The sequence below is a fragment of the Deltaproteobacteria bacterium genome (assembly GCA_026388545.1).
Classification (GTDB): Bacteria; Desulfobacterota; Syntrophia; order Syntrophales; family UBA2185; genus JAPLJS01.
In genome coordinates this window covers 1-26,604 of the sequence record JAPLJS010000038.1, presented here as the reverse complement: position 1 = coordinate 26,604, position 26,604 = coordinate 1, and the positions used below count along the sequence as shown (strand labels likewise).

Sequence of the window (26,604 nt, the reverse complement as noted above, 5' to 3'; positions counted from 1 at the left end):
TGCATACACGGGAGATACCATTATCGATAGAGGCGTCTTTGAATATGGCGAAATCCCAAAGGAAGGGATCCGTTTCGATGGGCGGGTCGCGATTGTGACAGGCGCCGGCGGCGGACTGGGAAGGATATATGCCCTTGAACTTGCCCGTCGGGGCGCAAAGGTTATCGTCAACGATTTTGGCGGCGCCAGGGATGGATCCGGCGAGGGATCACATAGTCCCGCCGACAGGGTTGTGGAGGAGATCAGGAAGATGGGTGGTGAGGCTGTGGCCAACTGCGACAGTGTAGCCACGTCTGAGGGGGGCGAGAACATTGTCAGGACTGCCCTGGATGCCTTTGGCAGGGTGGATGTTCTGATAAATAATGCCGGGATTCTGAGGGACAAGAGTTTTGTGAAGATGGAACCGGATAACTGGCGTGGCGTCATGGACGTCCATCTCAACGGCGCCTATTATGTTACACAGCCTGCCTTCAGGGTTATGCGTGAGAACGGGTACGGCCGAATTGTTATGACGACGTCCGCTGCCGGTCTTTACGGTAATTTTGGTCAGACCAATTATAGTGCTGCCAAGATGGGTCTTGTGGGTTTGATGAATTCTCTGAAAATGGAGGGTGAAAAGTACAACATCAAGGTCAATACCGTGGCGCCGATTGCTTCCACCCGCCTTACATCTGATATTTTGCCTCCGGATCTCCAGGAAAAAATGAATCCGGAATTTATTGCTCCTCTCGTTCTTTACCTCTGTTCGGATGAATGCCCGGCCAACGGCAATATATACAATGCCGGCATGGGTGTTTTCAATCGTGCCGCCGTTGTAACAGGCCCGGGAGTAGTACTTGGAGACGGTAAAAAAATCCCCACCGCGGAAGATATTGCTGAGGGTTGGGACCACATCTCAAGCATGAACGGTGCGCGGGAATACAAGAATGCCAATGATTTCATAGAGAATATTCTTCCAGACTTCCAGAAAAAGGAAGAGAAGCCGGCAATTGATACCGGCAAAGGACTTTCAAACGTAAAGGCAATTTTCGAAAAAATGCCCGGCGTCTTCAACGCCGATGCGGCGTCAGGTGTGGATGTTACCTTCCAGTTCAGCATATCGGGGGAAGGAGGCGGTGACTGGTACGTAGAAATCAAAGAAAGAACCTGCAAGGTGGAAGCAGGTGTATGTTCACATCCCACCTGTACTATAAAGATGGATGCAGCAGATTTTCTCGACATGATAAGTGGAACATTGCCTGCTATGCATGCATTCACGTCGGGGAAGCTCAAAATTTCGGGGGATCTGATGAAATCACAGCTCATCGGAAAGCTGTTTAAATTCTGAGAGTATTGTAAACCACCCAAGATGGTTTTACTACTCACAACCCCTTGTATAACGGTCTTATTTTGCTCAAGTTGGTTTACTCCGTTTTGAACCAACTTAATTTTTAGCTTTATTGAGGAGAATTCTATGTCGGGTCCGCTTCACGAATTGAAGATACTGGATTTTACAACCCTGCTCCCGGGTCCTTATGCCACAATGTCCCTGGCGGATATGGGGGCCCATGTCCTGAGAGTTATTTCCGGATCGCGGCCTGATATGGTTGCCTATATCCCTCCCTTTCTTCCCGGCACGAACCTATCCTCCGCATTTGCCCACCTTGGCAGAGGTAAGCGTTGCATGACTTTGAATTTAAAGGACAACCGGGCGGTAAGGATTATCCACCGGTTGATTGCCGAATATGATATCCTGATCGAGCAGTTCCGTCCCGGGGTTATGGCAAAGTTCGGTCTGGACTACCCGAGTCTGAAAACAGTAAACCCTTCCCTTATCTACTGTTCGTTAACCGGCTATGGCCAGACGGGCCCTCTTCGCGATAGGGCCGGTCACGATATCAATTATTTGGCCCGTTCCGGGGTTATGTCCTATTCAGGGAGAAAAGAAATGGGGCCGAGTCTGACCGGAATGCAGATTGCCGATATCGCATCTGGTTCCAACAATGCAATTATCGGAATCCTCGCCGCGGCTATTTACCGCAGCAAAACAGGGAAAGGACAGCACATTGATATTTCCATGACTGACGGAATGATCGCCTTCAATGCAGTGTATGGCGCCAACTTCCTGGTCGATGGGCAGGAGCCGGTACGCGAAAAGGCCTTCCTCAATGGCGGCTCACTCTATGACTTCTATGAAACAAAGGATGGAGGGTATTTAAGCGTCGCCAGTATCGAACCGCAATTTTTTGCTGCATTCTGCACGGCCATCAACTGCCCGGACCTGATTCCGGGGGGTATCGACCCGCCGGACAGTAAAAACGTCAAGTCACGGATCCGTCAGATAATTAAGACGAAAACGAGAGGTGAGTGGACGGAACTGTTCAGAAATATTGAAGCCTGTGTTGAACCGGTTCTCTCTCTTTCAGAGGCACTGAATGATACCAATGCAAAAGAACGGGGCATAGTGGTTGAAGTCGATTGTGCTGACGGGAAAACGGTGCGGCAACTCGCCAGCCCCATAAAATTTTCCGATACACCCCAGGAATATAAAAAAGCCGGAGTTCCCCCCGGGACGCATACAAAAGAGGTACTCCTCGAACTGGGCTATTCAGAAGAAGAAATAGAAAATTTCGAGAAAACGGGCATGTTTAATTAACAGATGCCATCATCCCATTAACCCTACCTCATTGTGCGGATGCGTACCTCTATCTCAGGACTATTCTTCAGTAGGGCAATGAGCGTCAATGGATCGGTGTCACCGTAGTGATACGGGTACAGGACCTTCGGCTTAAATATCTTCGCAGCATCGGCAACCATTTCCGGCGTCATCGTATAGGGCAGGTTCATGGGGAGAAAGGCAATATCGATGGCCTGTAAACCTTTCATTTCCGGAGTATTTTCGGTATCGCCCGCCACATATACCCTTGTATCTCCGAAGGTAATTACATAACCGTTACCGACACCCTTCGGATGGAATGGTGTTCCGGGGCTTCGCATATGAACTATATTGTAGGCCGGTACTGCCTCTATCTTCAACCCCGCTACCGTCTTGATATCCCCGTTCCGCATGACAATGCCGCCTTTCACCTGCTTCGCACAACTCTCGGATATCACCGGCAGAGTTTTCGGGGTGCTCATCTTACCGATGGCCTTCATGTCCAGATGGTCAAAATGCTCGTGGGTAATCACAATTATGTCGGCCTTAGGCAGTTTTTTGTAATCAGCCATCTGATCTACCGGATCAACGTGAATGGTTTTTCCATCAAAGGAAAACATCAGGGTGCCATGACCGATAAACGTAATTTTCAAATCACCGGAGGACGTCTTGACGGTGTCCGTTTCAAATCCCTGTGCATATGCGGTAAAAGCACAGAATACAACCAACATGCTGGTCAATAGCACTACCTTACTCATGGAGACCTCCTTTACTCTGACCGTTGTTCTGATTTCCCCCACATCGCAGGCAGGATAATAATGCTATTTTTATTTCCCCTTCCGACGGTTTGTCAAGCTGATTCTGTATCTTGTGATTAACTGTTTTGTTTGTCAACTTTTTTCTTGACACACAACCCTCTTTCTGATAGTCGACTCCGGCATATGTCTCAATGAACATACATTATATCAGGCATAACCCTCTTTCTGATGGTCGAACTGGATATGAAGTACTTCTTATCAAAGGGGGCCGCGACAGCTATTTTACGGATAGTTGAAGTTGTTATAAAATAAAAAAATATTTTCTAGAAAGGAGACGTGGCAAACGATGACAATGGTCAATATTACCATGAATGGCCAAAAAGTCAGTGCACCAGCCGGCAGTACTATTCTTCAGGCCGCAAAGCAGGCGGGCATTGACATCCCGACGCTCTGTGACCATCCTGCATTGATTCCAGTCGGTGCTTGCCGAATATGTGTTGTTGAGGTTAAAGGACAGCGCACTTTGATAACGGCATGTACATTCCCCATAACTGAGGGATTGGAAATACAGACAGAATCAGAACAGGTAGTTAAAGCGCGAAAATTAATCCTTGATCTGCTGTTTTCAGAACGAAACCATTACTGCCCATACTGTGAGATGAGTGGGGACTGCGAATTGCAGAATCTTGGTTACCGCTATGGTCTCGACCACTTCATTTACCCGACCTACACAAAAGGCTTCCCCGTGGATGCGACACGCAAGTATTTCCTCATGGATCATAACCGCTGTGTCCTCTGCGGCCGTTGTGAGCGTGCGTGCAGCGATCTCGTGGCCAATCACACTCTTGGTTTGCGAAATCGCGGCGCCAGTTCCATGATCCATGCAGATGCGAATGTTCCGTTCGGTCAATCTACCTGTGTCTCTTGCGGCACATGCCTGCAGGTGTGTCCCACAGGCGCCCTGTGCGATAAAAGAAGTGCATATATGGGACGTGAAATACAGATGGAACATATCAAGAGTACCTGTAATCAGTGCAGCATAGGCTGTGGTATGGAGATCGTGACCCGTGGCGGCAATGTATTGCGTATTGTGGGCGACTGGGATGCGGCAGTGAACGGCGGACGGATTTGTAAAAACGGCCGCTTTGATCCTCTTTATGATGAGCGCAAACGCGTTACCGGTCCTTTGCTCCGAAGAGGCGGTAAACTCCAGCAGACGAGCTGGGAAGAGGCATTGAATGCGGTTGCGGAACGCATTGGCAGCGCAAACGCCAAAGAAATAGGGGTGCTTACTTCCAGCAACGCTACAAATGAGGCGCTCTACTTACTGAATCAGTTGTTCTGCAAAGAACTGAAGGCAGATAATGTCGGCTTGCTCAATGAAGCTGCACCGAAACTGTTCGAAAAACCGCAAGGTGTACTCGCCGACATCATCAAGAGCGATGTTATTCTGGTGGCAGGCTGTGATCCGGTCAAGGATCAGCCGGTTGCCTCCTTCCTGATTAAACATTCCATTGATAAGGGTGCGCGGCTCATTGTGGTAGACGGTAAAGATAATGGGCTGGCGCCATTCGCATATATGAACCTGGAGATGGCTGACATTAGCAAGGCGGTTGATATTGCTGAGCGTGCACAACAGCCGGTAGTACTCTACGGCGCTGGTGTCACGGAGAAGGCTGCCGATGCCCTGAAAAAACTGCAAGGGAAGGCCGCTTTCGTAGCCCTTGAGCCTGGTGTCAACACACGCGCAGCGGTATCATTCGGATTCAATAACGGATTCAAGCCGTCTGCCGTCAAAGTGCTGTATACCCTGTTAGGTGAGCAAAACATAGAGGGCAGCGATGTGCTGAAAAAGGCTGGTGAGAATGCATTTGTCGTCGTGCAGGCCAGCTTCGTATCGCCTCTGACCGAGCAGGCTGACGTCGTGCTGCCGATGGCAATATGGTCGGAGCGAGCAGGCAGCCTTACCAATACAGAGAGATTTCGGCTCGCGCAACCCAGGAACTCAAGTGAAAGGAGAATCGACGATGGCAAAAGTTAAAGTCGCCACTGACTGGCTGGCTGGATGTGCAGGATGTCATATGTCATTGTTGGACATTGATGAACGCATTGTAAAATTGTTGGAATTGGTGGAAATTACATCATCTCCGGTGACGGATTTGAAACATCCACCAAAAGAAGGTGTAACTGTGGGTATTCTCGAAGGGGCAATCTGCAACACGCACAACATCGAAGTCGCTAAGCAAATGCGCGAACGTTGCAAGATACTTATCGCCGTAGGTGATTGTGCTACTTTTGGAGGTGTCCCCGCTATGCGCAATTTGTGTGGCACGGAAGAAGCATTGAAGCGTGCTTACCTGGATACAGAGACCGTTGTGGGCGGCCTCATTCCCGACTCTGATGAGCTTGGGAAGCCCCTTGAAATGGTTACAGGCGTTGGTGAAGTAGTAAAGGTTGATCTCTTTATTCCCGGCTGCCCGCCGAGGGCTGATGCGTTTTGGTACGCATTGACGGAACTGCTCGCCGGGCGAGTACCTGTGATTTTGCCACGTGAACTTTTTACCTATGATTAGAGGAGAATATCTATGGAAACTCGAAAGATAACCATTGAACCTATAACACGCATCGAAGGTCATGGGCGTATCACGATCCATCTGAACGAAGAAGGCAAGGTAGATCACTCCTTCTTCCACGTGGATGAATTCCGCGGTTTAGAGAAATTTACTGAAGGTCGCCCCTACTTTGAGATGACGCAAATCACTCAGCGCATCTGTGGTATTTGCCCGGTAAGCCATCACTTGGCCTCAGCGAAGGCATGCGACGGCGTCGCCCGTGTGGAACCGCCGCGGCCTGCCAAGCTGCTGCGCGAACTGATGCACATGGGGCAATTTGTGCAGTCGCACGGGATGCACTTCTTCCATCTGGCAGCGCCTGACCTGGTCCTGGGTTTTGATGCCGACCCGGCCATACGGAATGTATTCGGGATCATCGGAGCGAATCCGGAGCTGGCATTGAAGGCAGTAAACCTTCGCCGCTGGGGTCAGCAGATCATCCAGAGGCTGGGTGGGAAGCGGGTACATCCCAATTTTGCCGTTCCGGGTGGAGTGAACGCGCCTCTTTCCCCGAAGGACCGTGATGAAATTATGGCTGAATTCGGGACCATGGTGGAGATCGCCAAGGTAGCGGTGAGCATCGGCAAGGACTGGCTTGGGTCCAACAAAGAGCTGGCTTCTATGTTTGCATCTTTCCCTTCCAATTATATGGGTTTGGTGGACATGGAAGGCGGCCTTCAGCTATACGACGGTGAGATCCGGGTAAAGGATGCGGAGGGCAACTTTGTCGCGCAGTTCCATCCGGACCATTATCTGTCCTATGTAGCCGAGCATGTGGAGTCCTGGTCTTTCCTCAAGTTTCCCTACTTGCGCAAGCTGGGCTGGCCGAATGGAACCTATCGGGTAGGGCCGTTGGGGCGTCTGAACGTAGTGGACAAGATCGGCACGCCTCTGGCGAACGCGGAACTCAAGCTCTTCAAGTCGATCAACGGCGGCAAGCCGGTTGAAGGCTCTCTGTATTATCACTACGCCAGGTTGATCGAGCTCGTCTATGCGATAGAGCGCATTGCTCAGTTGATGGACGATCCGGATATCATGTCCACCGATATTCGTTCCTATCCGATGCATACTCAGCTCCCCGGCCAGGGGGTTGGCGTCATCGAAGCCCCTCGGGGGACTCTCTTCCACGATTACGGTACGGACGAGAACGGCCAGTTGACAAGGGTGAACCTCATTGTGGCCACGGGCAACAATAACTGGGCCATGCACACAGCCTCCGGGCTGGTCGCAAAGGCCTTCGTTGACGGCACAAAGCTTACCGAAGGTATGTTGAACCGGGTAGAAGCCGCTATCCGTTGCTATGATCCATGCTTGTCATGCGCCACGCATGCCATAGGGAAAATGCCGCTGGAAGTCACACTTATGGCTGCGGACGGAACAGTCCTGGATCGTATTTCTCGTTAATATAACAACCTGATCGATTTTGTTGCAAGCGGGCGAATGGAAGGTGTTTACCCGCTTGCAACTTTTTTTGCATTTTGATAAGGAACAAATGTCTCGTACACTGGTTATTGGTTATGGCAGCTTGGACCGCGCCGACGATGGCGTTGCATATTACGTGATCAACGCATTGCGGCGGCGTCTCGGTCAAGAGATGTTGAGCGAAGATGAGACCGGGTTGGAGGAACTTGGCGCACAGACTGATTCCATCTTCCTGGTTCAACTGGCGCCGGAATTAATGGATGTGTTAGCCGGTTACGACCAGGTAATCTTCGTAGATGCGCATGTATATGAGAATGTGGACAATCTCCATTGCACTCCCGTATTGCCCGAATACGCTCCGGCTACGTTCACTCACCACATGGGCCCTGCGATGATTCTCGCGTTGATCAAGGCACTCTACCATCGCGAACCTACCGGACACATCGTGTCCATCCGCGGCTATGATTTTGATTTTCATCGAGATCTTTCTGCAGATACCAAAGCTCTTGTGGAGCCGGCAGTGGAATATATCCTCCAATCGCTTATTTATCGCCAGGAGAAACTCGACGCCCCTGATTAAATTCACGTTTCCCCTGTACTCATCGGAACTCTCTATAGTATACTACACAGTAATTGTATCTTTTTAGAGCTGCATTCAATGAATATAAGAAAATTTGTTTTATACCTGTGTCTGCCGATCGCTTTGTTCTTCTGTTTTCATTCTGAGCTTGTCGCCGCCCCCCGAGGCAAACTTAAAGCGAAGTCAGCGATTGTTATGAATGCGGATACCGGCAGGATACTCTACGCAAAAAATCCCGATAAACCCATGCAACCGGCATCCCTGACCAAGATCCTCTCCCTGTACCTCGTGTACGAGGCAATCCAAAAGGGGAAAATTCAACCTGCAGATAGGGTAAAAATAAGTGTGAATGCCCAGCTTACCGGTGGTTCGAGCATGTATCTTGTGGATGAAACTGAAACATCACTGGAAGAGCTTGTCAAGGGTATGGCAGTCGTTTCTGCAAACGATGCGAGTGTTGCCGTTGCTGAACATCTTGGCGGCAACATCGATGGATTTGTGAAGATGATGAATGCCAAAGCCCGGGAACTGGGCATGAAGCGCAGCCATTTTATTAATCCGAACGGTCTTCCGGCTAAAGGCCAGGTTTCAACCGCACGGGACATTCTCAAGCTGTCCCGTGCTTACATCCGGAATTTTCCGGAAGCTTTGCGTCTTCACTCCATGCAGGAATACACGTACAAAGGCATAACCCAACATAACAATAACAGTCTGTTAAAACAATCTGCGGATGTAGATGGTTTGAAAACGGGTTTTGTGCGTGCCGCCGGATTCCACTTAGTCGCAACGGCAAAAAGAGGAAATACAAGGCTCATTGCAGTGGTGATGGGAGAAAAGAATCCAAAGATCAGAGCAAGGGAGACAGCAAAACTTTTAGAACAGGGCTTCAGGATGACTGGTGGAAAAGGAAAGACATCCCCATCGCTTAAAAAGATTTCATGACATACCGCTCCGCCTGAGTTAATAAATCCACTTTAAACCAAATACTGCCAAAAAAAACTCAATCGATCTATCGATTTCATTTGACGAATTCTATTTAATAAGGGTAAATTGACAAAAGTTCACTTGTTATTCATTTTTTTGACTAAATAATTATTATCAGACGTTCATTACGATGTAAGGAGGTGGGGATATGAAAGAAAAGAAAACGGATTATTTCGTCGCCCTGTACGAAGTAGCCATGGTCATCAATGCCTCTCTGGACCCGTCCAAAGTTCTGGACGAGATCGTCCGATGCGTAGTAAGCGCTATGCATATTAAGGCATGCAGCATCAGGCTCCTGGATTCGCAGAGCAAACGGCTTGTCCTTGGGGCAGCCTACGGTCTCTCTAAAGATTATCTCCAAAAAGGTCCTATTGTAGTAAAGGACAGTGGACTGGATCAGAAGGTTCTTTCCGGTAAGACTACATGGTTGAAGAATGTCCAGACCGATATGAACTTTCAGTACGGAGCAAAGGCAAAAGCCGAAGGCATAAAATCCGTACTTGCTTTACCGTTAATGCTCGAGAAAAATTCCATTGGTGTTCTACGGGTCTACTCGGACAAAATTCATAAATTTGATGATGACGAAACCAAGTTTTTAAAGGCTGTAGCCAATCTAAGTGCTATCGCCCTTGACAACGCCAGACATCACAAGACACTGCAAACACGCTGCGATTTAATGAATGAACACAAGTATCGCATTGATGACAATTAAAAGGAGTACACTATGATTCGCCTTGGCATAAATGGTTTTGGACGGATAGGGCGGCAGGTACTGAAAGCCGTCATCGAAAGGTATCCCCAGACGCTCTCCGTTGCAGTAGTTAACGATCTCTTTGATGTGGAAACCAACGCCCACCTTTTTAAATATGACACAAATTATGGACGTTATCCTGGAGAGGTCAAGGTCAAAAAAGACAGCCTCATCATTGATGGTCACAGTATAAAAAATATTGCATTCCGCGATCCATCAACCATACCCTGGGCTGACGAAGGTATCGACATAGTTATTGAGAGCACGGGTCTTTTTCTGAGCGGCCCAAAAGCAGCGGCCCATATCGAGGCCGGGGCAAAGAAGGTTATCATCACTGCTCCCGCAAAAGAGGAAGACATCACGATTGTTATGGGCGTCAACCATAAAGATTATAAACCCAAGAAACACCATATAGTATCCAATGCATCCTGTACTACCAATTGTCTTGCTCCACCCGTGCTTGTCGTACATGGAATTTTCGGTATCGAGAAGGGTATGATGACTACCATTCATTCGTACACTAATGACCAGCGCATCCTCGATCTTGCCCACAGAGATTTGCGGCGGGCCCGTGCGGCGGGACAAAACATCATACCGACCACAACCGGTGCCGCAAGGGCATTGTCTTTGGTAATTCCCGACCTTGCCGGTCGCTTTGACGGGTACTCACTCCGCGTGCCGACTCCAACAGTATCGATTGTCGATTTCGTTGCCCAACTTCGCAGCAAAACAACAACGGAAGAGCTCAAAGACGCCTTGAAAAATGCAGCAAAAAAACAATTGAAGGATATTATGGCTTGCGAAGAATCATCTTTAGTTTCCATGGACTTTAAGGGAAACTCCCACTCTTCCATAGTGGATATGGAGTTCACCCAGGTCCTTCAGGGAAACATGGCCAAGGTAGTTGCATGGTATGACAATGAATGGGGGTATTCCTGCCGCGTAGCAGATCTCGCAAATTACATGGTACAAAAGGGCTTTTGAGGAAATATGAAACATATTCATATCCTTGTGATTGATGATGATGCCGTAGCCTGTGAGTTCTTACAGGAAGCGTTGTCACGGGAAGGCTACAAGGTAGATAGTTATACGTCCGGGAAAGAGGCCCTGAAAAAGGATCTGTCTCAATATGATCTCCTGATGTCGGATATCAGAATGCCGGAAATTGACGGGCTTCAATTTCTCCGCCATGTACGTGAGAAATGGACAGAGCTGCCCGTCATCCTTATGACCGCTTATGGATCACTGGAGACTACCATGGAGGCTCTGCGACTGGGAGCATGGGATTACATCAGCAAACCATTCTCCCCTGAAGCCATTCGTGCCATGGTGCAAAAAGTTCTCGAAGTGCGAGAACTGCGACAGCGCCGCATGCACGGGCAACCAAGAATATCAGGCGAACCGCAATTCATCGGTTCTTCCGCTACCATGGTGGAATTTTATAAACAGGTCGTTCGCATAGCCGATGCAGACGCGAGTGTCTTAATCGAAGGCGAAAGCGGTACCGGAAAGGAACTGGCGACACGGGCCCTTCATCAGTTGAGTCCGCGAAGAGAGAAGCCCTTTATCGTGGTTAACTGTGGAGCTATTCCCGATACTCTGCTGGATTCAGAACTGTTTGGGTACGAAAAAGGGGCGTATACGGGAGCAGATCATAAGCACGAGGGATTGTTTGCCTCCGCTCATAATGGAACAATATTTCTTGATGAAATTACGGAAATGTCACCCTCTCTCCAGGGAAAGCTTCTGCGCTTCATGCAGAGTGGAGAGGTTCGGCGCCTCGGCGGTCATGAAACTCGGAACTTCAGCGTCCGGGTCGTTGCGGCAACAAACCGGAATATCGATGATGAGGTAAAAAAAGGCGCCTTCCGGTTAGATCTCCTCTATCGATTTGTTGTACGCCTGCACATGCCTCCGTTACGGGAACACAGGGAAGACCTGCCTCAGTTAATTGAATCCCTCCTGAAGAAGATCGGATACCCGTCCGTCCGCATTTCTAATGACGCTATGGAGCTCCTGATAGCCTATGAGTGGCCCGGCAATGTTCGTGAACTGCAGAATGTTCTGGAACAAACCCTGCTCCTGTCACCTTTTATGGTGATCCTCCCTGAGCACCTGCCCGAAAGATTCCGTCCAAAACGGGATGAGGCGCTTCCGATTTTACCGCCGCTTGAGGAAGCAGAACGAAAGCAGATCATTCAGGCACTGCACACTACCGCATGGAATCAGAGTCAGGCGGCTCACCTTTTAGGAATTGACAGAAAGACATTGCGGACAAAAATCCAGCGTTACGGCTTACTCAGAAATGACGCATCTTAAGTGGCATCAAGAGACGATACAGTCTCAACAATCGGAAAGTAAAGAATAATTTGAGTACCTTCTTCAGGGCGGCTTTTTATCTCGATCTTACCGCCGTGGATCTTGACGATATCCTGTACAATCGCAAGGCCAAGGCCGCGCAGACCTTCATCCGTATGGGTACTGAAGAAAGGCTCAAAGACTCTTTCCAATAATTCAGGGGGGATACCGGGGCCATTATCCTGAACGATTATCGCAACAGAATGATTCTGTGGGAGCGCGGAAGCGGTAATGATAATTTCGCCCCCCCCGGACATTGCCTCCAGGGCATTCTGAATGAGGTTAAACAGGGCAGTCTGAACACGGTATCGATCTACATGAAGAATGGGAATATTCTCATCCACATTTACAATGAGCTGAATATCCAACTTCTGCATCAACGGTTCAACGAGAGGAAGTGTCTCATTTAAAAGATCAGGCACGGTTACTGGCTCAAAATGCGGTTCAGGAAGACGCGTGGCATGACGCACATTCTTAATGACCGTATTGAGCCTCTGTGTCTGCTGAACAATAAGCTCCAGTTTCCTGGCCACATCCGGCGGCCAGGAATCATGTTCCAGCAGGAGTTTGGCTAACCCGGCTATTGAATGAAGGGGCGTACCCAGGTCGTGCGCCAGAGTAGCTGTCAGGTATCCTAATGCTGTAAGCTGTTGGAGCTGGTTCACCTGCTGCTGCAGTTGAACTACTTTATGTGTCGCCTCCTGCACCCGCTCCTCCAGGTTCCGCTGAAGTTCCTGATTTCGTGCCAGGACTCGTTCAATTTCGTCGGCCATTACATTAAAGTGATCCGCCAACTGTCCCCATTCATCCAGCCGGGCGATGGGAATCCTCTTTACATACTTTCCCGCATGGAACTCATCAATCGTGTCAATGATAACTCCCAATGGCCGTCCGATAAGCCACCGGTAACTCAGCGCTAAAACGAACAGGATGGCAAATAGAAGCCCCATAGTGCTGAACAGTAACAGGCGCTTTGCACGAGCTAAAAGCTCCAATCGACTCTGGGAAAAGACGATCACGCCGACAAAAACCTGTGTGTCTCTTTCCGATAGAAATGGATACAACAGTCCCAGGGCCGGGCCGCCATCAGTGCTTAATTCAATCCGTTGCGTTTTCGACTTTTCAGCAGCAGCACCTATCACATTTTCAGGCCATTCGTAGGGAACCCGGCCTGCACCCACAATATATTCGACTTCTCCATTCACAATGGAAAAAATATCAATGCGCGCTAATCTGTCGTCAGACTTTACGTGGACTTCTAACGCGTCATCCAGAGCGGATAATCCCCTCCGCGTTGGAAAGTGTTGATAGTATGTACTGACCGTCTCGGCAAGTTCATGCAGCCTTTTGACCTGCTGTTCAACCATAATTACATCCAGCGCCCTCAACTGGACCCAGCCCCATACAGCCATGGTCACCGCCAGACCGAAAATGGTTAAAACAATCAGGCGCGTCCGGACGGTTATGTTAGACACTTTATGTGTTGCTCTTTTGATTACATCCTGCTGTGTTGACAAAACATGTACCTTGCAAAAATGATTATTAATTCTTGATTCTCATAGCAGAAATAAAGGGAAAACTCAATCACTCCATTAAATGTGAAATGGCACAGAGATACTATCTCTATGCCATTCATGTAAAGACAATATAAATTCGAATCTTATTTCTGGGCAGGTGGTGCTTCAGTTGGCGATGGTTTTATTTCTCTCAAGGGAGAAATCTTTTTTATTATCTTTTTGGCAATAAAGGGAGTCACCCTTCTGGCAACATTCTTGCCGTCTTTCTTTATGTAGCTCACTCTCACTTTATCGCCGGCATTGATTTTTTGAACAGGTTTATCCAGAGCAAATTCCATGATTTCCGTTTTTCCCTTAACGGTACGCTCAACCAATATCATCGTATCGGATATCTCCTTAACGATTCCGGTAATGCTTACTCTTGTTTCTTTAGGTGGTTTCATAGTAACCGTTTTAGACGGCTCGGTCTTGGCGGGGGCTGTAGAAGGTCCGTCAGCAGCAAATATATAAGCACTGAAAACAAAAACAAAACCTGCTACGAACACTATCAGACGTTTCATTCTATGCAACCTCCTTGTTATATTTTTTTAATGACATTTTCCATAATCTTCGCACCAATTTAAATTAAACAAGTTATTTACTGCAATCTATATACCACGTGAATGTCGATTCTGCGACATTAAACTAACTATACACAAATACGGGAAATTAAATTACCGTCTCCAATCCGGACAGGGAGCACAGTATAAAAGATTGGAGAATTAAACCCCAGTTGTTGAGTAATTTTTCATCAATTGAACCGGGGAATGTGCATGGTAAAACCCAAATCTATGATTTTTTTGTAATCATTCGCAGAGCGGCAGGCATGATATTGATAACAATCGGTAAACGACCCGGCTGCTCTCCATCGACGTCAAGTAAAACACGCTGTTCTGAAAATGCCTCAACCGTCTTACCCGTCAGGATCAATACCTTTTTGATATCTTTGATCCTGCCATTATACAGCTTTGGGAGATGCCGGAAAACCTCAGCCATGCTCAAATTTCCGATCACCGTTACATGAAACAGACCGTCATCGATGAGAGCGTCAGGAGCGACCCGCATGCCCCCTCCGTGATACTGTCCGTTGGCCACCGCTATGTTCCAGACAATGACTTCATCGTCAAAAAGGTCATCAATCTTTAACCGGATACGCTTTTTCCCATAAAGAAAAATTGAAACCAGGGTCGACCAGATAAAGGAAATAAAAGGACCAAACACCTTGCTGCTTTTGTTGACACGTTCATCAACTTCTCCACCAAGACCAAAACTGACGATGTTGTGGAAAAAACGCGTACGTAAACGGCCCTGATGGTCATGGTACCGAAGCCGCCCCAGATCAATGACGCTTATATGCCCTTCTTTAATTGTGTCGAGAGACTGTTCGATCTTTCCTGGGATAAGTGCGGTCCTGACAAAATCACAGCCTGTTCCGTTTGGTACAAACCCCAGCACGGCGTCTGTCCGCATTGGTCCATCCTCATCCATGAATCCGTTTACCACCTCATTCAGGGTGCCGTCTCCGCCGACGCAGACGATAACTTCAGCCCCTTCCATGAGATTGGTTCTTGTAATCTGCGTGGCATCACCGGGTTTCGCAGTCAGGTACGATGTAAAAGAACCTAACCGATCGCAAGCCATAGCCTGGATGGAAGGCCATTCTCGCCCCGTCGCACCGTTGCCTGAGTGAGGATTCACAATGAAGACGACCTTCTTTGACGTCAATCGCATCCCCCCCACAAATCTACTACGTTTTTATTCGTCGATACACCCAGCAGTGGAGAAAGAAAAACAGGGTCACCAGACCACCGAGGCGAATCATTTTCCTTGCAACTCGTCTTACATCTTTCTGCTGATCCACCTTTCGATCGGCTAAATACATGCCAAGCAAACCGCGATTAATCATGTGGTGGAAACGAGCGTTGGGCAGGCGGGAAATGCTCAGGTCTGACTGTTTGTAAAAATGCATTAACCGCGCCGTCATTTCATTGGTGTCGGGATAGTATGAACAAAAATTCAAATCCCCACCGGTACGATCTTCTTCCTGATCGATCAGATAATCAAGGAGGATATGCAATCCCTGCACCCACGGGAAATATGCGTCTTTGATATTCCGAACCAGCTCTTCGGAACAATCTTCATGAAAAGCATGGGCAACAAGGCAGAAAATGCCGAGTGTGGAGCCGGCGCACGCCGCAAATTCGTACCAGCTCATCTCAGGTAAATGACCTTTGTGGGTATCAAACCATGCCTTTAACCGGGGCACACGTTCTTCAATCCTGACATGCTTGAGGACTTGCAGTTCGCAATAGTAACCGGCAAGTTCATGGATTGCCGGCGCAATTAAATGATATGTCGGTACCTTTTCAAGAACCTCCTGACAGGTTTTCACAAGAGATGACAAGTAGCCACCGTCATCCTGTTCGTTTCGATGTCGATAATACCGGGAACCTGAAACATTTGGGGTCAGGGCATGGGGCATCGATTCATGGAGGGCACGAAAATCATCCGGATCAAGGGATGTGCTGCGATCACATAAGTTATCCAGATAATCACTGATGGTCTGGTAAGCGACAATAAAGCGGATCGCATCAGGGTAGCGATTTCCTGCTAACAACGCATAAATAGCCCCGCCTTCACAATGAAAATCCTTCGTCTCTATGCTCATGAGGGCCTGTTTGCGGAGTTCCGGATCAGGAATTTCCTCTGCCCGCTTTTTCCATTCCTTCAGGTAACGATGAACATCAGGACGAACCTGGAGAATAATTTTCGTTGTCATCGTCCACAGGAAGGCAAGATTGTTTGCCAAATGACACTCCTTTTATTGAGACCAACTGCTCCGCAAGATACCCGTGTTCATAACACAGGGGATTTTTAAACACAAGCGCCACAAAGCAATCATTCACAGGGGAATTGCCTTGACCGTCTCTTTCATTTCATGTTACCGCTTGCAGGAAATTAGTTTTTTCTTAGAAAGAATTGCCGGCATCTTCAAAATTAGCCGACAGATGTCGGCTGAAAGCTTTCAGCTTATGCATAATGAAAGAAGTGTAATTGTTGTCGGCGGCGGAGCAGGGGGCATGATGGCCGCCGGGAGGGCCGCCGAAACGGGTGCACATGTCATCCTCCTTGAAAAAACCCGGCGACCGGGCCAGAAAATTCTCATCAGCGGCAAGGCACGCTGTAACCTGACAAATGCCAAGGATCATGATGAGTTTATCTCCATGTACGGCCCGAACGGCCGCTTTCTGTACAAGGCTTTTCATCACTTCTTTCGCGAAGATCTTATCGCCTTTTTAAAGCGCTATGATGTAGAAACGAAGACCGAGCGAGGCGGGAGGATCTTTCCGGCTTCCGACAAGGCCGGTGATGTTGTCGGCGCATTCAGAAAATACCTGATTGATACCGGTGTACAGATAATCACGAACGCCAGGGTCACCGGTATTCAGGTCAAAAACAGGCAGGTAACGGGTGTACAGACGGAAGGGGGCAGCTACCCGGCTAAGGCCGTCATCGTGGCTACAGGCGGCAAGACCTATCCCTCAACCGGTTCCACCGGGGATGGTTATACAATGGCCGCTGCCTTAGGCCATACCATAATACAACTCCGCCCGGCGCTAGTACCCCTTATTGTCGAGGAAATTTCGCTTGCGAAGTCCATGCAGGGAGTCAGCCTCCGGAATGTCCGACTGACAGCCTTCCCGTGCCGGGCAGATAAAATTGATCCGGCTTTGACACCGGATTATGACACAGGTCGCGGCACAGGGAATAAGCACCCGCACCGGCCGGTCATCGAAAGCCGCATGGGAGAGATGATGCTCACCCACTTCGGTATCGGAGGACCGATTACCCTCCTCATGAGCCTTGCTGTTGTCGATGCACTGGGACAGGGACCTGTCAGTGTTTCCATCGATCTCAAGCCTGCCCTCGACAGGGATCAGCTCCGCCGGCGCCTCCAGCGTGATTTCGACCGATACAGCAAAAAAAAGTATTGCAGCCTCCTTAAAGAACTTCTTCCTGCCAAGATGGTTGATCCTTATATTGAAATGACAGGTATCCCGCCGGAGAAGCCCGGACACCAGATCAACGCTATAGAACGGGAGAGAATCCTCGATCATCTCAAGTCCCTTCGTTTCACTATTAAACAACCCCTTCCCATGTCATCCGCCATTGTCACAGCAGGCGGCGTATCCCTCAAAGAAATCGACCCGCGCACGATGGAATCGCGCATAATAAAGGGCCTCTATTTTTGCGGGGAAGTAATGGATATCGATGCCGATACGGGAGGTTACAACCTTCAGGCAGCCTTTTCAACCGGCTTCCTTGCCGGCGAGCAGGCCGCAGTTTATGTTCATTCCGAGACCTGATCCTCCGTCTCTACTGAACGCCTGCCGCTTCGCATGCGCCATTCACGATCGCTATAGCCTCTTTTTCAATCATTTGCAGATGCCTTTCACTCAGGAAGCTTTCCATATAAATCTTATTGATGTCCTCTGTACCCGACGGACGGGCTGCAAACCACCCGTTTGCAGCAACGACTTTGAGCCCCCCGATATCGGCATTATTACCGGGCGCGCGTGTGAATGTGGCAATGATAGGTTCACCGGCAAGTTCTTTTGCGGTAATCATTTCAGGTGAAAGTTTCTTGATCACCGCCCTCTGTTCAGACGTGGCCGGGGCATCGATACGCAGATAGAAAGACTTGCCGAATCGTTCTTCGAGATCCCTGTAGAGCCCTGCAGGGTCTTTGCCGGTTTTTGCCATAATCTCACAGGCAAGCAGATCCATGATGAAGCCGTCTTTGTCTGTCGTCCATACCGTGCCGTCCCTTCTCAGGAAAGCCGCCCCTGCGCTTTCCTCTCCGCCAAAACCGCAGGAGCCGTCAATGAGGCCATCCACAAACCATTTGAAACCCACGGGCACCTCGGAAAGCCGCCTCCCAAGGTCTGTAGCCACGCGGTCGATCATGGATGTGGAGACCAGCGTTTTCCCCACCGCCGCATCCTTTCTCCACCCCGGCCGATTTTGGAAAAGGTACAGGATCGCGGCAGACAGGTAATGGTTAGGATTCATCAGCCCCGCACCCCTGGTGACAATTCCGTGGCGGTCTACGTCCGGATCATTGCCGAAGGCGATGTCAAAATTGTCCTTCAACCGGATCAAGCCTTCCATGGCGTAGGGCGAGGAACAGTCCATCCGGATTTTGCCGTCCTTGTCCACCGTCATGAAGGAAAAAGTGGGATCGACGATCCGGTTCACCACCTCAAGGGAAAGTTTGTAACGGTCGGCTATGGGATCCCAGAAGTCCACCGACGCCCCGCCAAGAGGGTCTACGCCTATTCTGAGACCCGCTTTCGCAACAGCTTCCATATCGATGACGTTTTTAAGATCTTCGACATAGGGAGTTACATAATCGTATTCATGGATCGACCCTGAATTCAGCGCCCTTTCAAAGGGCAGCCTGCGTACATTCTTGAGCCCCCGCGCAATGATTGCATTAGCCCTTTCTTCAATGAGCCGGGTTATTTCCGTATCCGCCGGTCCGCCTTCAGGAGGGTTGTACTTGAACCCGCCATCCTCAGGTGGATTATGAGAAGGGGTAATGACAACTCCATCGGCAAACCCTCGTTTCCTGCCCCTGTTATACGTCAGGATCGCATGTGATATAACCGGTGTGGGCGTATACCGGAGACCTTTCTGGATCATCACGGCAACGCGGTTGGCGGCGAAAACCTCGATGGCGGTTGCCAATGCCGCTTCGGACAGGGCATGGGTATCCATGCCCATGAAAAGCGGGCCGCTGATCTTTTTCGATTTCCTGTATTCGCAGATGGCCTGGCTGATAGCCAGTACGTGCCCTTCGTTGAAGCTGTTTTTGAGAGGCGAACCCCTGTGGCCCGATGTACCGAACGCGACCCGCTCGGCAGGATCAGAAGTATCAGGCTTATGGGTATAATACGCTGATACAAGCCTCGGAATATTAGCAAGAATTGATCTCGGAGCCGGCTTGCCGGCAAGCTCGTGGAGACTCATTTTATCTTCTCCGATTATTCCTTCTCCTTCGGCTGGTCTGCCGCCGCCTCCTTCGTTTCCTTTACCTTCTTTTTCTTTTTTTCCTTGACCTCTTCGGGAGGAGGGGCTTCCTTTTTCTGTTTGCCTTTACCGCCTTCATGCTCTTTTAGTTTGGCAGCCGCCTTCTCCGCCTTTACCTTGGCCAGCCCTTCCGTCTTTGTCTCTATGCCGGCAATCGTCCTCAATCTCGAATTTATGGACTTGATGTTTGCCCGGAGTTTTTTAACGAGAGTATCTTTTTTGATCTCAGGAGATTCAATCCCCTTTTTCGACAGGAAAGACAGGCGAGCTTCCATCCTTCGTTCGAAATCTGCCTTTTGTCCCATTTGCGTCTGCTTCTGATTTGATCCCATATTTTTTCTCCCTTTCCGTTTCACTTGATTCGCTCCGGCAGCTCATAGACTGTGCAGAGTTTTTATCCTCCCCGCCGGGCAGATGAATATAACCGATACATGTATCAGGGATTACATCGAAAAGCCACAACATTTCGAAAGGACATGGAAGATATGCTGCCATCCGTCCCGCGACCCGTTTAAATTTCTTGACAAATCAAACATAAAGCACTATGTTCTCAACCTTTTGCACCATCCACCATAAAGAGGATAACGAATCATATGAAAATCGGACTTATCGGCCTGCCCAATTCCGGCAAGACGACAATTTTTAATGCTCTTACGAAAATGGAGGCGAACGTCACCGCATACTCCGATGCAAAGGCGGAACCCAATGTGGCGGTCGTTTCCGTTGACGACGACCGGCTTTATAGCCTCACCGACATGTATAAACCGAAGAAAACCACCGGGGCCACAATTGAAATGATCGATTTTCCCGGCCTGAAGGAAGGCTCCGCAAAGAACGGTTTTTTTACGGGAAACTCCATGGGATGGATCAAAAGCACCGATGCCCTGGCCCTGGTTGTGCGCAACTTTCATGATGACCTGACGGGAGATCCCGCACCGCTTCGCGACATCGACGAAATCAATACAGAGCTTCTCCTTGCCGATCTTATTCTCGTGGAAAACAGGCTGGAGAAAATTGAATGGTTCCAGAAAAGGGGGCAAAAAACGAATTTGCTCGCACTGGAAGAAAGAGCCCTCCGAAAAATTGCGGAGCAGCTCAACAACAATAACCCCATCCGGAACCTCGCATTTGATGAAGATGAAGAGAAAACGATTCGCGGTTTTCAATTTCTCACGAAAAAACCGTTTCTGGTTATTCTGAATTCGGACGAGGCTGTTTTCGGACACAATAAGGATTTAATCACCGAAATAGAATTGCGGTACAACGTCATCGAATTCGCCGGACGCTTCGAAATGGAATTATCCCGCCTCAACGATGAAGAAGCGGAAATCTTTATGGAGGATATGGGCCTCGGAGAGTCGGCCCGCGAAAGGCTGACGCAGTTTGCATACAGGACGCTCGGATATGTGAGCTTTTTCACCGTCGGTGAAGATGAAGTGCGGGCATGGGGCATTCATGGTGGAGATACGGCGGTGAACGCAGCCGGCGCCATTCATACCGATCTGGCACGGGGATTCATCCGTGCCGAGTGTTTTACCTACGACGAATTAATCCAATGCGGTTCGGAAAAGAGAGTGAAAGAGAACGGCCACTTCCGATTGGAAGGAAAAGATTACATAGTCCGGGACGGTGATATTCTCAGCATTCGATTCAGCGTCTGAGAGCTTTGAAAATTTTACACTTTTTCATTTCGACCAACCAACCGGTCAGTTCGACCCCTTCGCAACGCTACCCATCCCCTCCACTGCCTGCCGGCAACAAATCACACCGGCTGTGGGGTGATTCCATGGATGGGGAATACATGTTTTTCGAGATACGTCATGACACGGCCGGCTTCAGCGCGGGCCTCGGCAATCTTTGTGGCGGAGATGAAGGGATACGAATCCCGTAGGGAGGCGCCTTCGATGGCCGCGGCGGCCCTGCCGCCCATCTGGCCGAAATAGTCGCTGTCAGGTTCGGCGTCGTGGAGCACGGCCCATGCAAGAGTCCAATCGCGGGCAATGTTGCGCGGATTGTAGCCGCCCGCGCCGAGCATGAGCATCTTCGGCACGAGTTGCCGCATATCGTGGATGACTTCGGTGTAGATATTGTTCGTCAGCGAAAGATGCGACATGGAATCCGTGTACATAGCGTCGACACCGGCGGCGAGGATGCAGATGTCGGGCTTGTATGCGCGAGCCAGCGGCGAGACGATGCGGTGGAAGACTTCACGGCAGATTTGGTCCTCGGCGCCGGGGGCAAGGGGAACGTTGACGTTGTAGCCTAAGCCTTCGCCTTCGCCAAGTTCGTTTTCAAATCCTGAGTTCCAGGGGAAGAGCGTGCGTGCGGACTCGTGGAGGGAGATGTTGAGAACGCGGGGCTCGTCGTAGAAGGCGAACTGGACGCCATCGCCGTGGTGGGCGTCGATATCGAAGTAGAGGACGCGGCGTCCCTGCTGGAGAAGATACCTGATGGCGATGACAATATCATTGAGGTAGCAGAACCCGGCTGCGTAATTAGGGCCGGCATGATGGAAGCCGCCCGTGGGACTGAAGACAAGATCGACGTTCGGCTGTGAAATCAGCAGGTCGGCGCCCATGACGGACGAACCGACGGCGAGCATTGCGTATTCGAGCACTCCGACAGCGACGGGATTGTCGCCGGTGCCGATGCCGTAGGAAAGCATGCGGGGATTGAACACACCACGGGAAGCCATCACAAGGTAATGATAGTAATAGATATCGTGAAAGACGAGCACGGAGTTTTCATCAATGGTTACAGGCTCCATAATCTGTGCGCCCGGCAGGCGGAGGAGGTCGTGTCGCGCGCACATGTCGAGGAAGAGGCGGGAGCGGGCAGTGATGAAGGGGTGGTCTTTGCTGATGGTGAATTCCTCGAATAGGGGCGAGTAGATGATGACGGAGCGGGTGTTGGGCAGAACGCTCTGGCCTGTGAGGTAGTCGGGCGATGTGATGCGTCCAGTTGACGGCACGACGGGAGTGATGATATCGGACAATTCCGGTGTTTCCGGCACCTTGGCCAGGTCGAGTTCCAGCTCCAGTTCGTTGACCTCGCGGCGGACCTCGCGGAATCCGACCTTGTAATACATGCGGAGGGTGCGCGCGTTGTTGCGGCTTTCAAACACCCAGATTTTTTTGTATCCGAGGCGTTTGGCGGCAGCGAAAAGCAGGTGGGCGACAATGTTCCCGATGCCGCGGTTCTGTGTCCGGTTGTGGACGAAGAGGTTGAACTCGACGACTGCCGGGTCGGGCATGGGAAAGAGCATGCCATGGGCGATGACGTCGTCCCCCATCTCGGCCTTCAGGTTCATCGAGGCTCGGACGGAACTGCGAATCCACTCGATGCGGGTGTTGTGGTCAATGGGGGGCAGACCCTGGATGGCGGCTTTGGGCTCGTAGGTGTCGTACATCCGCGTCAGGGCGTCGAGATCGGCATCGCCGCAGGGCGAAACAGTTACGACTTCCTTTTTCTTGTCGAGGGCCGAATAGGGCCATAAGTCAAGTTTAGCGAATTGTTCCCGGATGTCCAGCAAGTTCTCCTTCCTTCCACGCAGGGGATTAGTATGAAATCAATAATGCTCATAAGAATTCTCTTACTATGGTATGGATTATAGGGGAATATGTTCTTGTATGTCAACAGAGACCTTTGAAAAATTGTTTAAATGGTCATCGCGAGGGGCAAGTGAGCCGAAGCCACGAGGCAAAGCCGTGGTGGGACGCGGCAATCTTAACCATTGAACGGCCATATATTTTCTGCTACATTTACAATCAAGGATGCGCCCCTTGGTTCTTCTCTTCAAACCAACTCAGAACGGGAGGAAAACGAATGAAAGTGCTTTTGGGATTTCTTGCTTTGTTCGCCTTATGCATTCAATCCGCCTTTGCCATTGACCAGGGCACGGCGCAGGGCACGCTTGCCATAAACGGTGAAACCATCGCGCTTACCCACTCCACTGCCCATCTTCACGATAACGCGGAGGGGTTGCTCGATCGCCCGAAGGAACTCCGTATTGTGCTTTCGGACCGGGAAATCCCCTATGAAGCGTTGCGGGGGATCGCGTTTCTGCCTGTGGGAGACATGGCCAGAGAAAACCGTGTCCGGGGTCTGCTCATGACATTGGATCCCAGTGATCAAAGCAAGGTTGTGGTCACTCTCCTCACACAGCCTTCGAGACCCGGCCAGTCCCTGATGACGCTCAGCCTGAGCGCAAGCGGTCAGGAACTCTTTACGAAACTGATCCTGTCAAACGTACGCGTGACCGGAGAGGTGGAGCATGCCGACAAACGCGACGGCGGAGATCAGGACCTGCCGAAACTCACCTACTCCGTGAAGTTCAGTGCACCCCTCTTCAAGGAGCTGCCGGTAACCGCAAATCTAAAGGGAAAGGCGGCACAAAACAGCCCCCAGGCGAAGGCATACCGTGAAAAGATCAACGCGCTGAAAAAGGGAGATTTTGAAGCGGTGAAGCGCCTGTCGTCCGAACGGGCGAATCGCCGCGACGCCGCTATGCTTGCGCAGGTGGATGATCAGGCAAAGAAGGCGTTTGCCGCAGAGGCCGCGGCTGATATGGAACAATCACTAAAGAGCATAAAACGGGTTGTGGTACGCGGAGACAGTGCCGTTATCATTTTTTCGGAAAAGCAGTGGGCCACTTTTGTTCGTGAAGGCGGACAATGGAAGACGGGCGATTAAGGGCAAAGATTTCTGAATTTTTTCACTCTTTGAAGAAGGGATCAAAGTCATTGACTTAAGAATTTTATCACTTTCAAGTCCCCCTTTGTAAAGGGGGATTCAGGGGGATTTTAATGGTATTCTGTAAAATCTCCCCCAACCCCTCTTTAGAAAAGAGGGGACTGGAGTTTGGACATTAAGATATTTGAGACTATGCACTGGACGTGTTTTTTTTCGATTCAATACTTTTAAGAATTCCCCCTTTTTTTGAAGGGGGAATAAACTTCTTGAAATGCCAAGTCCCCCTTTTTTAAAAGGGGAATAATATCGAGTCCCCCTTTTTTAAAGGGGGATTCAGGGGGATTTTTTTATGCTGCCCTTCAATAAGAAACTCAAACCATTCGCCCGGAATTTAAGAAGCAACATGACCGATGCCGAACAGCTTATCTGGTCGAAGATCAGGAGGAAGCAGATAGGCGATTTACAATTCTACCGGCAGAAAAATATCGATCATTACAGGGATCGATATCTTCAGATGCTTGGATTTGCCGTGCTGCGCTTTTCTGACATAGACGTGCTCAAAAACATTGATGGAGTAGTTGAAAGAATCCATGAACATTTAAAATCCCCCCTGACCCCCCTTTAGAAAAGGGGGGAACTGGGAATCAACCTTTAAAAAGGGGGGGGGAATTTGAAATGTCCAAACTCCAGACCCCTCTTTATAAAAGAGGGGAGTCAAAGTTCTTAAGTCAATGACATTGAAGAAGGAATGAGACATTTCGACCGGGCAGGATCAAATGGAACGAGGAGACGAGATAGAACTGACAATTGACGCCGTGGCTTTCGGCGGAGCTGGTGTCGGCCGCTATGGAAAGATGGTCGTCTTCGTCCCTTTTACCATAGACGGGGATACGGTATCCGTCGAAATTGTCGCCGTGAAGAAGCGCTTCGCCACCGCCGATTTGAAATTCGTCCACGCTCCGTCGCCCTTCCGGATCACTCCCCGGTGCGCGGCCTACACCCGCTGCGGCGCCTGCTCTTACCAACACATCGCCTATGATCATCAGGTCGTCCTCAAGAACCGGCAAGTTCGTGACGCCCTGAAGCGGATCGGGCGGTTTGATACCATACCCCTGGAAGACACGATCCCTTCGCCACAGGCTTACGGGTACCGAGGGGAGGCGGATTTTCACGTCACAACAGGAGAAGGACAGGAACGGGCAATCGGATTTGCCGCACGGGCGACCAATAGTATCGTTGATCTGGAGCGCTGCGAAATTGTCCATGAGAGCATCAACGACGCCCTGTTCCTGATGAGGCGGGATGGATCACCGGCTGGTCGTTGGCCCCTGTGGTCCGCTCCGGCGGAAGAGGTCTCGGAATCCCTCATTATGCGGCGGGTCAAGGGCCGGGAGATGCTCGTCCCGCGAGACGGGTTTTTTCAGGCGAACCTCTATCTGACGGACACACTGGTAAACGTTGTCGAGGAATTCTGCAACCTTTCGGGAACCGAAACGGTCCTCGACGGCTATTGCGGCTCCGGTCTCTTTTCCCTCTTTTTAGCCCCTCGCTGCGGTCGGATCTATGGCATCGAGGCTAAGGGCGACGCCGTCCGCTGTGCCGAGGAAAACCTAAACCGGGCCGGTATCAATTCGGCGGTTTTTTACACCGGCGACATGGCACGCATCCTCCGGGACCGGTTCATTCGGGAGAGCCTCCCGGTGGATGTGGCTCTGGTCGATCCGCCGCGGATCGGTTTGGAACCGGACACACTCGCCGCCCTGGGCGCCCTGAATCCCCCGATGATCGTCTACGTGTCCTGCAATCCCACCACCCTGGCCCGGGACCTCCGGGCGCTGGCTGGCTTCGGATATAGCATCATGCGGGTTCAGCCCTTGGATATGTTCCCCCAGACGAGTCACATTGAAACGGTCGTCCTCCTCGAACGGGACCCGTCTCTGTAAAAAAATCAGGTTCATCCGGTTCATGCGTACTTCCGTAGTCGTTAGATCTACCTTTATCGCAGGCATGCAAGACTTCAAATACCTATACGTAAGTGCGCCACGAAGGTGCATGGAAGATGAGGGTAGGTCCCTCGGAGTCGGTTTGCAGGAACTGGCTTCAAACCACCTTAAGCTGCAGTGGTAAAGAGCCATTGTGGTGAGCGTTAAGGAAAAGGCAAGG

At 50.2% G+C, this 26,604-nt stretch carries 23 protein-coding genes; 15 read left to right on the top strand and 8 right to left on the bottom strand.

The features are described 5' to 3' along the window. Together NTW12_03815 and NTW12_03810 are read left to right on the top strand one after the other, a co-directional pair. On the top strand, window positions 1-1,327 hold a 1,327-nt coding region (locus NTW12_03815), incomplete at its 5' end, for an SDR family oxidoreductase (GenBank protein MCX5845472.1). A gap of 126 nt (window positions 1,328-1,453) precedes the next feature. After that, entirely contained in the window at window positions 1,454-2,635 is a 1,182-nt protein-coding gene (locus NTW12_03810) for a CaiB/BaiF CoA-transferase family protein (protein ID MCX5845471.1), read from the top strand. A 23-nt stretch (window positions 2,636-2,658) separates the two neighbouring features. Here NTW12_03810 and NTW12_03805 read toward each other — a convergent pair whose 3' ends face one another. Further along, the gene (locus tag NTW12_03805) at window positions 2,659-3,393 is read right to left on the bottom strand and encodes an MBL fold metallo-hydrolase (GenBank protein MCX5845470.1); all 735 of its coding nucleotides are present in this window, start codon (window positions 3,391-3,393) and stop codon (window positions 2,659-2,661) included. A 346-nt stretch (window positions 3,394-3,739) separates the two neighbouring features. On the opposite strand from NTW12_03805, the gene NTW12_03800 reads away from it, so the two are divergent. The 8 genes from NTW12_03800 (at window position 3,740) to NTW12_03765 (ending at window position 12,061) form a co-directional block, all read left to right on the top strand. Beyond that, entirely contained in the window at window positions 3,740-5,434 is a 1,695-nt protein-coding gene (locus NTW12_03800; GenBank protein ID MCX5845469.1) for a 2Fe-2S iron-sulfur cluster-binding protein, read from the top strand. After that, entirely contained in the window at window positions 5,421-5,966 is a 546-nt protein-coding gene (locus NTW12_03795; protein ID MCX5845468.1) for an NADP oxidoreductase, read from the top strand. The genes NTW12_03800 and NTW12_03795 overlap by 14 nt, the downstream gene beginning before the upstream one ends. A 12-nt stretch (window positions 5,967-5,978) precedes the next feature. Beyond that, window positions 5,979-7,409, top strand: a complete 1,431-nt coding sequence (locus NTW12_03790) for a Ni/Fe hydrogenase subunit alpha (protein MCX5845467.1) — start codon at window positions 5,979-5,981, stop codon at window positions 7,407-7,409. A gap of 88 nt (window positions 7,410-7,497) precedes the next feature. Then, complete coding sequence (locus NTW12_03785) at window positions 7,498-8,007, top strand: hydrogenase maturation protease (GenBank protein MCX5845466.1); 510 nt, start codon at window positions 7,498-7,500, stop codon at window positions 8,005-8,007. A 78-nt stretch (window positions 8,008-8,085) separates the two neighbouring features. Continuing rightward, a complete protein-coding gene (locus NTW12_03780; protein ID MCX5845465.1) occupies window positions 8,086-8,949 on the top strand; it encodes a D-alanyl-D-alanine carboxypeptidase in 864 nt (287 codons plus the stop codon). Between the two features lie 190 nt (window positions 8,950-9,139). Beyond that, window positions 9,140-9,703: a GAF domain-containing protein gene (locus NTW12_03775; GenBank protein MCX5845464.1), complete on the top strand. Its 564-nt coding sequence runs from the start codon at window positions 9,140-9,142 to the stop codon at window positions 9,701-9,703. Window positions 9,704-9,715: 12 nt separating this feature from the next. Beyond that, window positions 9,716-10,726 carry a type I glyceraldehyde-3-phosphate dehydrogenase gene (gene gap / locus NTW12_03770; GenBank protein MCX5845463.1) on the top strand — a complete coding sequence of 337 codons (1,011 nt, stop codon included), beginning with the start codon at window positions 9,716-9,718 and terminating at the stop codon, window positions 10,724-10,726. Window positions 10,727-10,732: 6 nt separating this feature from the next. Continuing rightward, window positions 10,733-12,061, top strand: coding sequence for a sigma-54 dependent transcriptional regulator (locus tag NTW12_03765; GenBank protein ID MCX5845462.1), 1,329 nt, complete (start codon window positions 10,733-10,735; stop codon window positions 12,059-12,061). Here NTW12_03765 and NTW12_03760 read toward each other — a convergent pair. From NTW12_03760 to NTW12_03745, 4 genes are all read right to left on the bottom strand, one after another. Next, window positions 12,058-13,575, bottom strand: a complete 1,518-nt coding sequence (locus tag NTW12_03760) for an ATP-binding protein (GenBank protein ID MCX5845461.1) — start codon at window positions 13,573-13,575, stop codon at window positions 12,058-12,060. The two genes, NTW12_03765 and NTW12_03760, sit on opposite strands and share 4 nt — an antisense overlap. Window positions 13,576-13,760: 185 nt before the next feature. Further along, window positions 13,761-14,177 carry a hypothetical protein gene (locus NTW12_03755; GenBank protein ID MCX5845460.1) on the bottom strand — a complete coding sequence of 139 codons (417 nt, stop codon included), beginning with the start codon at window positions 14,175-14,177 and terminating at the stop codon, window positions 13,761-13,763. Window positions 14,178-14,445: 268 nt separating this feature from the next. After that, window positions 14,446-15,381: a diacylglycerol kinase family lipid kinase gene (locus tag NTW12_03750; protein ID MCX5845459.1), complete on the bottom strand. Its 936-nt coding sequence runs from the start codon at window positions 15,379-15,381 to the stop codon at window positions 14,446-14,448. Window positions 15,382-15,403: 22 nt separating this feature from the next. After that, window positions 15,404-16,435: a tetraprenyl-beta-curcumene synthase family protein gene (locus NTW12_03745; protein ID MCX5845458.1), complete on the bottom strand. Its 1,032-nt coding sequence runs from the start codon at window positions 16,433-16,435 to the stop codon at window positions 15,404-15,406. Between the two features lie 253 nt (window positions 16,436-16,688). On the opposite strand from NTW12_03745, the gene NTW12_03740 reads away from it, so the two are divergent. After that, window positions 16,689-18,023 (top strand): NAD(P)/FAD-dependent oxidoreductase, encoded by a 1,335-nt coding sequence (locus NTW12_03740; protein MCX5845457.1) that lies wholly within the window; start codon window positions 16,689-16,691, stop codon window positions 18,021-18,023. A gap of 10 nt (window positions 18,024-18,033) precedes the next feature. Here NTW12_03740 and pgm read toward each other — a convergent pair whose 3' ends face one another. After that, window positions 18,034-19,689: a phosphoglucomutase (alpha-D-glucose-1,6-bisphosphate-dependent) gene (pgm, locus tag NTW12_03735; protein MCX5845456.1), complete on the bottom strand. Its 1,656-nt coding sequence runs from the start codon at window positions 19,687-19,689 to the stop codon at window positions 18,034-18,036. Window positions 19,690-19,703: 14 nt separating this feature from the next. After that, window positions 19,704-20,081 (bottom strand): hypothetical protein, encoded by a 378-nt coding sequence (locus tag NTW12_03730; protein MCX5845455.1) that lies wholly within the window; start codon window positions 20,079-20,081, stop codon window positions 19,704-19,706. Window positions 20,082-20,342: 261 nt separating this feature from the next. Here NTW12_03730 and ychF point away from each other — a divergent pair, with 261 nt between their 5' ends. Then, a complete protein-coding gene (ychF, locus tag NTW12_03725) occupies window positions 20,343-21,410 on the top strand; it encodes a redox-regulated ATPase YchF (protein MCX5845454.1) in 1,068 nt (355 codons plus the stop codon). Window positions 21,411-21,511: 101 nt separating this feature from the next. On the opposite strand, the gene NTW12_03720 is transcribed toward ychF, so the two are convergent. Beyond that, the gene (locus NTW12_03720) at window positions 21,512-23,281 is read right to left on the bottom strand and encodes a GNAT family N-acetyltransferase (protein MCX5845453.1); all 1,770 of its coding nucleotides are present in this window, start codon (window positions 23,279-23,281) and stop codon (window positions 21,512-21,514) included. A 293-nt stretch (window positions 23,282-23,574) separates the two neighbouring features. On the opposite strand from NTW12_03720, the gene NTW12_03715 reads away from it, so the two are divergent. The 3 genes from NTW12_03715 to NTW12_03705 all read left to right on the top strand — a co-directional run bounded on the left by NTW12_03715 (window position 23,575) and on the right by NTW12_03705 (window position 26,384). Next, window positions 23,575-24,441, top strand: coding sequence for a hypothetical protein (locus NTW12_03715; GenBank protein ID MCX5845452.1), 867 nt, complete (start codon window positions 23,575-23,577; stop codon window positions 24,439-24,441). Between the two features lie 349 nt (window positions 24,442-24,790). Continuing rightward, window positions 24,791-25,066, top strand: a complete 276-nt coding sequence (locus tag NTW12_03710) for a DUF559 domain-containing protein (protein MCX5845451.1) — start codon at window positions 24,791-24,793, stop codon at window positions 25,064-25,066. A 151-nt stretch (window positions 25,067-25,217) separates the two neighbouring features. Next, a complete protein-coding gene (locus tag NTW12_03705; protein ID MCX5845450.1) occupies window positions 25,218-26,384 on the top strand; it encodes a class I SAM-dependent RNA methyltransferase in 1,167 nt (388 codons plus the stop codon). The last annotated feature ends 220 nt before the right edge of the window (window positions 26,385-26,604 follow it).